At 38.0% G+C, this 11,793-nt stretch carries 5 protein-coding genes; all 5 read right to left on the minus strand.

Annotated features, from left to right (window positions below; translation table 11 throughout):
- Window positions 1–195: 195 nt before the first annotated feature.
- The 5 genes from J2W48_RS22055 to J2W48_RS22075 all read right to left on the minus strand — a co-directional run bounded on the left by J2W48_RS22055 (window position 196) and on the right by J2W48_RS22075 (window position 11,777).
- A complete protein-coding gene (locus J2W48_RS22055) occupies window positions 196–1,629 on the minus strand; it encodes a sialate O-acetylesterase (protein ID WP_310284239.1) in 1,434 nt (477 codons plus the stop codon).
- 163 nt (window positions 1,630–1,792) lie between these two features.
- Window positions 1,793–5,191: a glycosyl hydrolase gene (locus J2W48_RS22060; protein WP_310284241.1), complete on the minus strand. Its 3,399-nt coding sequence runs from the start codon at window positions 5,189–5,191 to the stop codon at window positions 1,793–1,795.
- A gap of 103 nt (window positions 5,192–5,294) precedes the next feature.
- Complete coding sequence (locus tag J2W48_RS22065) at window positions 5,295–8,624, minus strand: glycoside hydrolase family 2 TIM barrel-domain containing protein (protein WP_310284243.1); 3,330 nt, start codon at window positions 8,622–8,624, stop codon at window positions 5,295–5,297.
- Window positions 8,625–8,816: 192 nt separating this feature from the next.
- Window positions 8,817–9,944 (minus strand): glycoside hydrolase family protein, encoded by a 1,128-nt coding sequence (locus tag J2W48_RS22070; RefSeq protein ID WP_310284244.1) that lies wholly within the window; start codon window positions 9,942–9,944, stop codon window positions 8,817–8,819.
- Between the two features lie 150 nt (window positions 9,945–10,094).
- Window positions 10,095–11,777: a glycoside hydrolase family protein gene (locus tag J2W48_RS22075; RefSeq protein WP_310284245.1), complete on the minus strand. Its 1,683-nt coding sequence runs from the start codon at window positions 11,775–11,777 to the stop codon at window positions 10,095–10,097.
- Window positions 11,778–11,793: the final 16 nt, after the last annotated feature.

Below are 11,793 nucleotides of genomic sequence, written 5' to 3' on the forward strand. Positions count from 1 at the left end.
TACCGTAACTCCTTTTTGCATAAGATTTAGTTTTGTAAAACTAAAATATGAAAATATTTCAATGAACTTATGTCTTCCGAACACCTATGTTTTAAAACCTATCAGCCCTAAAACCACTAAAACTTATATTCCTAAAAACTCCCAACAAACACTTAGCTTAAATTATCTTGTATCACTTATATGGTTTAAAAAAATCTACCACTCATCCGTTCTAAAAGAAGAAACCGGCAAACCTCCGCCACTAAACAATTCTGCTTTAGTAAAATCCTTAAACAAATAACGAACTGCTACTGGTTTGGCTACTTTATCGGAAGTTAATACCACTGATTTCCTGCGGACAACCGTCTTTGCCGGATAGAAAATTTTGTCTTCTCCTGCCAATTCAAAGCCTGTAACTTCATTATCATAAGAAGTGATTCCGTTTTCAACATTATCAAAAGAAACCGTTACTGAACCGTCTTTTATATCCATCGATTTATATGTTGGACTTTCAAATTCGAAGCCTTCTATTCCGTAAGTTTTGGCCAAAGCCTGAAACGCCAGTCGGTTTCCGCCTTTTTCCTTATCCATTGGGTGGATGTTATTTTCTTCGCCAACATCCATCAAAACCGCCATTCCCGAATTCGGAATTTCCTTTGAAGCCTTCAGTTGTGCTTCTCTCAAATAAGCCGAATTGTATTTCTCCAGATTATCTTTTGGATGAAATTGGGCATAATTAAAAGGAGCAATTTGCGCATAGTAAAAAGGGAAATCGCCTTGTTTCCACAAACCTCTCCAACTGCTGACCATCTTTTTCATCAAAGCCGTATATTCCGAAGCTCTTTCGTAATTTGATTCACCCTGATACCAAATACAGCCTTTGATTCCGTAACCAATAACCGGCGAAAGCATTCCGTTAAACAAGGTTGTTGGTACGCGATTTGGATCTTTTGCTAATTCTTCTTTCGTAGTTGGAATTTTAGCACTTGCAAAATCTTTCAGCATTTCCTGATTCATCCAGGCTTCCATACTCGAACCTCCATAGGAAACATGAATCAATCCCACCGGAACTTGTAAAACTTCCTGCAAAAGCGATCCAAAATACCAGGCCGTCGCACTAAAATTAGCCGTAGATTTTGGAGAAGCAACTTCCCATTTTCCTTCAAAATCATCTTTTGGTTCTAAAACAGTCGCTCTTGGAATCGTAATTAGTCGAATGTTTTTATTGGTGGATCTAACAATGATTTCGTTTCCGTTTCTTACCGGCTGACCCTGAAAACCTTTTAAAGGCATTTCCATATTGGACTGACCGGAACATAACCAAACTTCGCCAATTAAAACGTTTTTTACCGCAATGGTTTCCTTTCCCTGATTGACTTCAATCGTAAAAGGGCCACCTGCAACCGGAGTCTGCAATTCCACTCTCCATTTTCCCTGACTGTCGGCTTTGGTTTTATAGATTTTAGAATTCCAGGATGTTTTTATGCTCACGTTTTCATTCTTTTCTGCCCAGCCCCACATTGGTGCATTGGCCATTTGCTGTAACATCATGTTATCCGAAAAAAGTGCCGGTAATTTGATTTTTGCATTGATTTGGAAGCTGGCGAATAACATTGCAATCAATATAAAAGTGTATTTAATATTCTTCATTTTGTTTATTATTTCCATAAGTTTTTTGAATTGCCTCCTGCTTTAGCTGGAGGGATAAAAAATCTCTGATATTGGCTTTAGCCAAAATATTGTGTGCATTTTGGCTGAAGCCACATTTCTATTCCTTATTATTTACATCCAGCTAAAGCTGGACGCTATTCATCTATTTTTCTTTTACAATTGTAATTGGACCCAATAACCCAGCTTTCAATACTATTCCTTCTTGTAATCTAAAAGGCGCTGTTGTCCAGGTTAATCTTTGTTCTTTTGGTAATTTTTCATCGCCAATTAATCGGTTTGCCCAGGTATTAGCTACTTTTATTTCTATAGTGTTTTTTCCTTTTTTCAAAGCTTCCGAAATATCTGCCTTGTATGGAAAAGTCCAGATTGTCCCGCAGTCTTTTCCGTTGATGCTAACTTCTGCAATATTTGCAATTGATCCTAAATCCAGCCAGAATTTATCATTAGCTTTTTCTTTCCAATTGAATTCTTTTTTATAAACTGCTGTTCCCGAATAATATTTAATCTGATCATTTTCAGAAGTACACCAGTCAAAGAGCTTATTGATTTTTAAAACTTCTTTCGGTCCTTTATATTCGGAATCAAATTGCAATTCCCAGTTTTCATCCAAAGTTTGGACCGTTTGAAATTCTGAATCATTCTGTGTTCCTTTTACAGAAACCATGTCGGCTTTATTTTTAAAAATCACAAAACCTGATTCATTTTCAGCTAATGAAATGGCAACAATTGTTCTTCCGTTTTCGATTTTCCAATTGGCTAAAGCCGATGTTTTATCAGTAACAGGATTGTACCATTCAGGAACTTTTCCATCAATTCTAAACGAAGCTTCAAATTCTCTTTTTTGTTCTTTTTGATTCGAAATAAAATAAATATCTTCTGTTTCCGATTTACGATGTGTCCACGCCAAAGTTTCAGAATCGGCTCTGTTTAATTTTGGAAAATAAACATCCTGTGTAATTCCGATTTCTGCAAAATCATTTCCTAAATACGGTAACTTAATAACAATTCCTTTTCCGATTTTCCAAGTTGATGCATTTGAATTATTCCAAATTTCATCAATCACATTCTGCCATTTTTTATGATCGGCTTCGGATTGCATTCCCGGCTGTAAATCTGGTTTTTCATCCACAAAAATCGTTGCACCATCTTTTATTAACTGCAGTACTTTTTGGGCTGAAGCCAAAGAAATCATTTTATTCGGTGCCATTTTGTGACTTCCCGGAAACAATAAAGCACCGTATTCAATTCCGCCTCCGAAAGTGATTTTCCCATTTTTAACTTTCGCACGATTGATTAAAACATCAGCATTGAATGAATTATATTGATAACCGTTTAACGGATTAATCCATTGTGACAAATCCGTGATGTTTTTAGAATACGTCACTTCTTTCGGCATTTTTGCAGTGGGCTGACCTTCATTTTCCAATCGTAATTTCTCGCTTTCCAGTCTTTCCTTTCCAAACACATTTGGAATAAACGGCACTAAACGATCCGGTACAAACGAACGTGAAGGAAAATCTTCACCAATAAAAACCGCCAAGTCAATCACCGGTTTTCCTTTTTGCAATTGCAATTGTACTCTTTGGCAATACTCAAACCATGCTTTTCCAGGTTTCCACCAGGTTTGGTCTCTTTGAAAAAAAGTTCCGATATCGTCTAAAGTCATTCCCGGTTTTCTGTCTGTCCAAGGATTATGTACAAAGACGTGATAAAATAATCGGTTAATTCCCAAAGCATAATTACGATCAGCAGTTGTTTTCAGATTTCCAGGATGTTCATCCCAATCCATTCTTAATGCCGTAAACGCTTCTGCCTGAATAATATCTTTTCCATAAATATGCCCTCCCGAAATAGCATCAACCATATCAAAAGGTTTATCGTGGGTTGGACTTTTCAGCCAAAACTCCCCTCCCGGATAATCAACATATTTATAATGCAATAAAGCATCACTCATCATGGTTGGCGCTACGTTTTCTGAACTTAATTTGACGTTATTTTCTTTGGCAATCTGAGCAACAGTTCCGTAAAAATTATCGGCTACCAAATCCGCAATTGTTTTTCGAACATCGTATAAAATTTTCTCTGAAACGGCAGCACTTTCAATTGGAATTCCAGCCATCACAGGCAAATAATCCACCAAATTATAACCGCGTCTTTTTTGAAATTCAGCCTGAAAAACCGAAGACCAGTTTTGGCTTCCGCATTCCCAACTATCAAAATGCAGAATTTCTAAAGTTTTAGACGCCAAATCAGGTCCGATAGTGCGAACCATTTCGCCAAACCAATGATCGAGTTGAAAACGAATTAATTCAGGATTAAATTTATCCACTTCCAAACCTCTACCTGCTCCGCCAGTCGCATTTTCATGTCCGGTAGAGGTATGTCCCATTCGGATGATTTTCCATTTTCCTTTGGGTGCTTTCCAGTTTAATTTTCCTTTGGCATCAACTAAATCTGAAATATTGATGATTTCTGTTTTTTTGAAAGACTCGCCATTTGGAATTTGTTTTGAAGAAGTTTCCGGACTCAAACGCCATACGGCTCCTGATTTTCCTTCGTAATTATCAATCAACGCCTGATTCGAAAGCGTAATTTTGCTCACTTTCAGATTCTGTTTCCACTTCGCAAAATCCAAATCTTCGGCACCAGGTTCTGTTCCAACCGGATCATAAACAAATCTGAAATATTTTGCTGTAACGGGCGTAATGGTATGAGTATGCGAAAAATCCATATCCTGCCAGCCGTGGCGTGGAGCAATCATTCTTTCGTGGAATTTAAAATTAATTGCGTCATTGCTTACTTCAACGATTAAACGCTGTGCCTGAAAATCCCTTCCTTTTGTTTCAATCACAATGGATTTGCAGGTAAACGGTTTTTTAAACTCATATTGAATCCAGCCTTTTTCTGCAAATTTAAAGTTCTCGTCTTTTTTCGGATCGGCCAAAAATGAAGCATCTGTATTATTGGATGTGGTAACTTTTGGTAATTGAATTTGCGAACTGGTTTGATATTCTTTTATCGGAATAGCAAAAGTCGCAATGTCTTTGTAATACTCTTTGTAATGTTCCGGAACTGGCAATTTTGTGGCAATTGTTTTTCCTCCTGCAATTTCTGTTGTTGACCAGACTACTTTTTGCATGGACATTTCAGGCGTAATCCAGGGACCTCCTGCAACGGCAAAGCCATCGGCGCCGTGAAAAGCCATTTTTAATCCTAATCGGTTTGCTTCTTTAAAAGCCCAATGGATCATATCCCAAAATTCCGGACTCAACTGCAAAACCGGTGGATCTATCAATGGCGGATTTGCCGGACCTTTGATGGTCATTAAATACGCGCCCGCAATTCCGGCTTGTTTCATCGCTTCTAAATCGGCTGTGATTCCGGGTTTGGAATACGCCGATTTCATCCAATACCAATACACCCAAGGTTTTGAGGATTCGATTGAGGACTGAAATGATGTGTTTTCTTTTTTATGGACTTCCTGTGCAGAAAGGATTCCTGCAAGTAATAAAATAAAAAAGAAGTGTTTTTTTTGAAACATTGCTAATCACGCTTTTATAAATCCGCTAAATCTGCTAAATCTGCGAGAAAAATTTACTCACGCAGATTTGGCAGATCAAGCAGATTATTTTTATATTCTTTGTCTAATATTTTAATCTCTTCAAAGTTTCCTCCAATCCATTTTTCGTTGCCGAAAACGGAACCAGATAAAAACTGTATTGATAATCTCCTGACTTAATTTGATATTGTTCTAAAGGTGCGGCTACTGGCGACCAACTATCATTACCGCCCACACCCATTTGCATCAAATCGATATTCAGCGTTATAAACCCAGGATCTTTTAAATCGAAAGTATGTTTGGCTTCGTTTAAATTGGCTTGCGTAAAAGGCCAGGCGCTCATTTGCAAATCTTTATCTTCTTTCAAAATTAACAAACCTTTATTTTTTGAGGAATTGGTCAATGCCATCCATCTCACTTCGGTACGATTTCCGTTTTCCTGTGGCTTGATGTATGGCTCGATAAACTGATTTATGGGCAATGAATATCTTCCGACAGGAAAACCAAAACCACGGTCACAGTAATTTTCTAACTCCCCTTTTCCGTACCATGAAATTTGGTCAAATTGTTTTTCAACGCCCATTTGCATTCCGATCTTTGGAATATTTGGTAATGCTTTATTGGCTTTTAGCTGATAATTTACCCGCACAATTCCGTTTGATTGTATCACATAGTCAACGCGAACCTGGGCACTGTCCTTAATCACTTCGTAATTGCTGGTAATCTTAATTTCGTTATCCAATTTTTGCATTACAACATCAATCAATTTTGGAAAAGCATTATACCACTGTTTCAAAACTTTATGAGGCTTCCAGCCTTTGCGGTCATTATCCGTAAGCGGACGAGTGAAATTAGGAAATAAGGGAGCAAAGACCTGTTCTTCATTATTAAATTTATAAGAAGTCAGGGCGCCATTGGTTTTGCTGATACTAATTTGATAGGTTTTCCCCTGAACTGTATATGCTGAATCTGTTTCTGAAACTGCTATTTTTTCTTTCGAATCCGAAGCCACAACTGGTGCTTCTTTCTCTTTTAACAAAAATTGATCTGTTGCTACAGCATAACCTTTAGCTGCCCAAAATTCGTCTTTTGAAAGCTGGAATTCAATATTCAGAAAATACTCCGAATCCTGTTTCATCTTCGGAAGATATTTTTTTACATCCAAAACAAAATCACTTCCAGCTGGAATATCTATTGGTTTCAAAACCACTTCTTTTATTATATTTCCGTTTTCTAAAATTTTCAAAACCGGAATAAAATCACTCAAATTCTGAACTAGCTGACGGTTATGGATTTTTAATTTAAAATCAGAATCTAAATCAGAAACGACAGGCTGATAAATCCATTTGTTTTCATACATAGCGGCTTTGGGACGACCGTCTGCAGCAACCAATCCGTTGATATTGAAATTGCCATCATGCTTTTTCTCTCCAAAATCGCCTCCGTAACCAAAATATTCCTGTCCGGTTTTTGGATCTTTTCGTAATAAGCCCTGATCTTTTAAATCCCAGATACAGCCTCCAATAACTCTTGGCGTCGAACGGAATTCATCCCATAATTCTTTTAAATTTCCGGTTGAATTTCCCATAGAATGTGAGTATTCTACAAATAGAATTGGTCGCATATCTTTATTTTGTTCCACTAAAAATTTAGACGTAAAAACACCCGGATAAAAACGGCTTACGATGTCGACATAAGGTTCGTCCTGTGGATTTTCAAATCGATGCGAATGATCAATTGTCTTTGGATAACGGGGATCCAGCGGATCAATATATCCGTCTAATCTCGGATTTCCCTGCGCAGGTTCGTAATGCACCGGACGAGTAATATCGTAATCGTGTGTCCAGCCTGCCATGGCGGAATGGTTCGGGCCTTTTCCTGCCTCATTTCCTAAACTCCACATTACGATACTAGGATGATTTTTGTCACGCTCGACCATTCTGGTCATACGTTCTAAATACGCATGTGTCCATTGGGGGTCGTTACTTAAAAAACCGCCCAGTCCGTGGGTTTCAAGATTGGCTTCGTCCATTACCATTAATCCGTATTTATCACATAATTCGTAGAAATAAGGATCGTCCGGAAAATGGCTTGTTCGAACAAAATTGAAATTGAATTTTTTCATCAGCTTCACATCTTCTTCCAAGTCCTGATGATTGACAGCTTCTCCGCGAACTGGGTGATGTCCGTGATGATTCACACCATAGACATACGTCTCTTTTCCGTTAATGAGCATTTTGCCGTTTTCCTTCGAAAATTCGATGGAACGGAAACCAATTTTTGACGATTTTACTTCGCTGATACTACCGTCAGGATTTTTTAATGTCATGATGAGAGTGTATAAATTTGGTTTTTCGGCACTCCATTTCAACGGATTTTTGAGTGTTTCCTGAAAAAAGCCAAAACGTACTTTATCCAATCGTGGAGAAACTTCACTGATAATATCGATTGCTTTTCTGCTTAAAGGCTTTTCGAATAAAGGTTTGTTTTGAGCATCATACAACTGTACTTCGAAGGTGTGATTTTTGATCGTATCTCCGGTAAAATTCTCTAATCTCGGACGCAATTGAAAAACAGCATCATGGTATTGTTTGTCTAATTTTGTTTGCACAAAAAAGTCCTGAATACGTAATTTTGGCTCAGCCATAATAAAAACTTCACGCTGGATTCCGCTTAGACGCCAGTGATCCTGATCTTCGAGATAAGAGCCATCGCTATAACGAAAAACACGGACTGATAAAATATTTTCACCTTTTTTAAGATAAGGCGTGATATTAAATTCAGATGAATTAAAACTGTCCTGACCATATCCGAGAAAATCACCATTGATCCAAACCTGAAAAGCAGAACTCACACCGCCAAAATGAAGGGTAACATTCATTCCGTCCCAATTTTCTGGCACGGTAAATTTTCGTTGATACGAACCAATCGGATTATCGTCTTGAGGAACAAATGGTGGATTTACGGGGCGAAACGAGTAAACGGCACTTTTATAAATCGCCATTCCGTATCCTTTTAATTCCCAGTTGGAAGGCACTTCGATTTTATCCCAGTTTTTTACCTCCTCTTTATAAAAATCCTGCGGTGCTTCCTGCAGGTTTTTTGCGAATTTAAAATGCCAATCGCCGTTCAATATTTTAATTCTGCTTTTATTTCTGTTTCCTTCCAAAGCATCTGCAACTGAACTATAGGAATAGGCCGTTGCTCTGGCTGATTGCCTGTTTATGCTGGTTATCAAAGGATTTTCCCATGGCACATCACTGTGTTTTTGAGGAATGCGTGGGACACCGGCTGGCTCCCCTGTAACCAATTGGGCCTGTATTACAGATACACTAAAAAGGAAAATTACTGTCAAAAAGTCGAAAGTCGAAAGTCGAAAGCTAAAAAATTGGCGAATATGGTTTGACTTAAACATTGATTTTATATTTTATATTTTTTTGTCATTCCGACGAAGGAGGAATCTCCGTAAGAAACTCTACAAAGTATTTCTCTTTGTGGAATATTTTCGCGGAGATTTCTCGTCCCTCGAAATGACAAACTGTGTCTTTATTTTTTATGTGATTAAACCTGTCAGGTTTAAAACTCGTTATATCTTGATTCTATATACTTAATTCTTTTTAACCTTCTCCGGAGGCGCCACAAAATTCATTTCGCTTTTACCTAAATCTTTTGAAGTTGCTACTGCAATTCCTCTTTGTTCTGCTTTGTTGACGGCACAATAAAAGTGATATACGACTCCGTTGTGTTTTACGACAAATGATTTGTGTGCAAACATAGCATCATACGGTTCTGATGACTGAATTAAATTGTCGCCTTTCCAATCGTTCCAGTGAATTAAATCGTTCGATACAGCAAAGCGGTTAAATGCACCCTGATCCCAACCTGTCCAAAAAGCGCCGAAATAGAACATCACCCACGTATCGTTGATTCTTTGAATGTAAGCATCACCTGTAATTCCTTTATGATTGTTTAATACCGGATTTTTACCGAAACGTTTCCAGGTTTTCATATCGTCAGAAACTGCCATTCCAATTCGTTCTGCACCTTTAGCTGGATTTAAACTATCACCACGGGCATTGTAATACATGATAAAATTATGTCCGGTCAATTTATCTTTGTCACGGATTACTGAGTTTTTGTACATCGTACTGTTGTCCCACCAGCTTACATCTTTGTCTTTTGGCGTTAAAACCGGATTTTCCAATCTTTGAAATTCGTGTGGTTTTGTAGGTGATGCTGTGGTGTATGCCATTCCAATTGACAACATTCCGGCTTCATAGCCTTTGCTGTCTCCGCCAAAATAACTCATCCAGTATTTGTCATCGTATTTTTCCCATTCATAACTTCCGCCCCAAGTCGGGTCTTGTAATGAAATATATCCTGCTTTTTGGTTCACATCCCAATGTTTTTCATTCTCCGAGAAGGACATTATTTTCCCTAAATGTTTCCAATGCAACAAATCATCGCTTTCGGCCAGCCAGGTTTCATATCCTCTTCCATCATAAATTAAATAGGTCATAAACCATTTTCCGTCTTTTCTAAACACGCTTGGACAGTCCATTTTATAGGAGTTGTCTGTTGGCACCATCACCAAACCGTATTTGTAAGGCGTTTTGATTTCGTTGTAAATCTCCTGCATTACGGTTTCGTTGATTTCTCTTTTCTTGTATTTTGTCGTCCCGCAACTGCTTAAAAAAAGTACTGTAATGGCAATGATTAGATATTTGATTTTCATTTCTTTTGATTTTAGCCACGAAGGCGCTAAGGCACTAAGTTTTTATTACGATCTAAGCTGGTGAAATAATCGCGCAAAGTCGCAGAGTCGCAAAGTTTTTTCTATACTCTATATTCTTTATTCTATTCTCTTGCTTCTTTCCTCTTGACTCTATTTCAATTCCTTCAATCGGGATTCCATCACTTCTTTGTTCAGTTTTACTTTTACCATTCCAGTAGGATGAAATCTTCTTTTCAGATCGATGGCGTTGTACACGATTGTGTAAACATCATTTCCTTCTGGGATTAAACAGAGTGGCGTTCTCATAATGTCCCACCATTTATCGACTTTGGTTTCTATTGGTAAATATCTTGCTTCTCCCCAATTGATTCCGTCTTTTGAAAGTGAATATCCAATCATATTTGGTAAATGATGTCCCCAGCCTTCCGGGCCTCCATCAAAAATGGCGATGTACAAACCGTTTGGCAACTGACTTACAATCGGATTTTCAACAAATTGTGGATGTATCGTTTTTATCGGTTCCAGATCTTTATTTAATCTTGTCCAAGGCCCTTCTAAACTTTTAGATTCTGCCAAAGCCACGAACCAGCCCTTTCCTGATTTTTTCGGATAATCTGCCCAGGAGGCAAATGGATAGGCTCCGCTGTAAAATCCGAAATATTTATCGCCGACTTTGTACGGAAAAAACGAAGCCACTCCCTGACGTCCTTCCCAAGGCTGTGAATCCAAGCCCGGTTCCATGATGATGCCCATATCTTTGTACGGTCCGCCGATTCCGTTGATTCCTTCTACGGTTGATTCGCAACGCCAGATTCTTCCGAAGGAGTGATTCGGTTCTATTTCATTGTGAACGGTGTACGCCAAATAATAGCCGTACCATTTGTTTGCTTTTTCGTTAAAAACCGGCATATACGACCAGATTGCCGCACGACGGTCGTTCATCGGATTATCGTCTTCAGTAACGGCATAAACTCCGCTGGCCTGATAAATGGTGGATTCTCTTTTCCAGTGAATCGCGTCTTTACTTGTCCAATGTCCGATTTTGGTTTTGACACGATCGTAATAATAATCGACTCCTTTTTCACCAGCTCTTTCGGTTGGAAACATGTGATAAGTGTCGCCAACTTTTACGACGCGACCTCCTTCAAAACCTCCCTGAATATCTTCGGTTCCAAGCATTCCTTCGTCAATCACGGCTTTGTTTTCTCCGCCAATGATTTCGAAAAGTGGTTTTTCATTTGAGAATCCTTCAATGATATATGTCGGATTCCACAATTTCCCGTCTGGGAATTCTGCATTTCTGAATTGCAGTTTTTGAGTGCTTTTTACAACTCCTACAAAAGCGAATAATCCTTTTCCGGGATTGATAGTTTGTGTTCCTTTTGGATACGAAATTGCATACACATTTACGGGAGGTAAACCTGTAATAGTCAATCCGTTTTCTAAAACTAATTTTGCATTTTGAAGTTTATCTGCTTGAAGATATTCTGAATTGTTTTCGTTAAAAACACCAATCAAAACCTGAACGGGTTCTTTGAATTTTAATTGTAAAGGCGCATTTGTTCCATTTTTATATGCTGATAATGGAAGTTTAACTCCTGTTAATCCTTGTAATTCCGGAGCAAGCTTGACAATATTGTGTTTGCTTCCTGAAAATACGTGTGTGTATTGTGTTGTCTTGAATGTTTTATAAGTGGGTTTTACCACTTCGAAAGAAGTGGGTTTCCAAGCTGAATTTTGTGCTTTTATTGAAAATTGAAAGCATATTAAAAACAACAATACAGAAGTTATTGTTAAAGGATTAAAGTGGTATTTTTTTGTTTTTGAAAACATGATTTATATTTTAAAA

Source organism: Flavobacterium piscis, assembly GCF_031457575.1.
Lineage (GTDB): Bacteria > Bacteroidota > Bacteroidia > Flavobacteriales > Flavobacteriaceae > Flavobacterium > Flavobacterium piscis_A.

What these genes read in the sequence shown, in the direction of transcription:
- J2W48_RS22055 (WP_310284239.1), bottom strand. Translation starts at nt 1,629, where the DNA reads ATGAAGAATATTAAATACACTTTTATATTGATTGCAATGTTATTCGCC.
- J2W48_RS22075 (WP_310284245.1), bottom strand. Translation starts at nt 11,777, where the DNA reads ATGTTTTCAAAAACAAAAAAATACCACTTTAATCCTTTAACAATAACT.
- J2W48_RS22070 (WP_310284244.1), bottom strand. Translation starts at nt 9,944, where the DNA reads ATGAAAATCAAATATCTAATCATTGCCATTACAGTACTTTTTTTAAGC.
- J2W48_RS22060 (WP_310284241.1), bottom strand. Translation starts at nt 5,191, where the DNA reads ATGTTTCAAAAAAAACACTTCTTTTTTATTTTATTACTTGCAGGAATC.
- J2W48_RS22065 (WP_310284243.1), bottom strand. Translation starts at nt 8,624, where the DNA reads ATGTTTAAGTCAAACCATATTCGCCAATTTTTTAGCTTTCGACTTTCG.